Origin of the sequence: Janthinobacterium sp. NKUCC06_STL (genome assembly GCF_019345455.1) — a bacterium.
Taxonomy (GTDB): domain Bacteria; phylum Pseudomonadota; class Gammaproteobacteria; order Burkholderiales; family Burkholderiaceae_D; genus Janthinobacterium; species Janthinobacterium rivuli.
This window is the reverse complement of sequence record NZ_JAHKQY010000023.1, coordinates 1-1391: the sequence shown is the minus strand read 5'-3', so window position 1 is coordinate 1391 and position 1391 is coordinate 1. Positions and strand designations below refer to the sequence as shown.

The 1391-nt window shown below is 51.3% G+C and carries 1 rRNA gene; it reads right to left on the bottom strand.

The features are described 5' to 3' along the window. Positions 1-41: 41 nt before the first annotated feature. Positions 42-1391, bottom strand: a 23S ribosomal RNA gene (locus KO539_RS29780); the annotation flags it as partial.

The following is a 1391-nucleotide window of genomic DNA, read 5'->3' as shown; positions in this document are numbered from 1 at the left end:
CAACGTTGTACCGTCTTATCCTCTGTACCTGCTAAGGTTATAGGGACAAGCCGTACGGGCAATTAGTACTGGTTAGCTTAATGCATTACTGCACTTCCACACCCAGCCTATCAACGTCCTGGTCTCGAACGACCCTTCAAAGAGCTCAAGGCTCTGGGAAATCTCATCTCAAGGCAAGTTTCCCGCTTAGATGCTTTCAGCGGTTATCTCTTCCGAACTTAGCTACCCGGCAATGCCACTGGCGTGACAACCGGTACACCAGAGGTTCGTCCACTCCGGTCCTCTCGTACTAGGAGCAGCCCCCTTCAAATTTCCAACGCCCACGGCAGATAGGGACCAAACTGTCTCACGACGTTTTAAACCCAGCTCACGTACCACTTTAAATGGCGAACAGCCATACCCTTGGGACCGGCTACAGCCCCAGGATGTGATGAGCCGACATCGAGGTGCCAAACTCCCCCGTCGATATGAACTCTTGGGAGGAATCAGCCTGTTATCCCCAGAGTACCTTTTATCCGTTGAGCGATGGCCCTTCCATACAGAACCACCGGATCACTATGTCCTACTTTCGTACCTGCTCGACTTGTCAGTCTCGCAGTTAAGCACGCTTATGCCATTGCACTATCAACACGATGTCCGACCGTATCTAGCGTACCTTCGAACTCCTCCGTTACACTTTAGGAGGAGACCGCCCCAGTCAAACTGCCTACCATGCACTGTCCCCGATCCGGATAACGGACCAAGGTTAGAACCTCAAACAAACCAGGGTGGTATTTCAAGGTTGGCTCCACGAGAACTAGCGTCCCCGCTTCAAAGCCTCCCACCTATCCTACACAGATTGGTTCAAAGTCCAATGCAAAGCTACAGTAAAGGTTCATGGGGTCTTTCCGTCTAGCCGCGGGTAGATTGCATCATCACAAACATTTCAACTTCGCTGAGTCTCGGGAGGAGACAGTGTGGCCATCGTTACGCCATTCGTGCAGGTCGGAACTTACCCGACAAGGAATTTCGCTACCTTAGGACCGTTATAGTTACGGCCGCCGTTTACTGGGACTTCAATCAAGAGCTTGCACCCCATCATTTAATCTTCCAGCACCGGGCAGGCGTCACACCCTATACGTCCACTTTCGTGTTTGCAGAGTGCTGTGTTTTTATTAAACAGTCGCAGCCACCAGTTTATTGCAACCCTTTCACCCTCATGGAGTAAACCATTCAAGCTACCGGGGCGTACCTTTTCCCGAAGTTACGGTACCAATTTGCCGAGTTCCTTCTCCCGAGTTCTCTCAAGCGCCTTAGAATACTCATCTCGCCCACCTGTGTCGGTTTGCGGTACGGTCTCGTATGACTGAAGCTTAGAGGCTTTTCTTGGAACCACTTCCGATTGCTTCGTG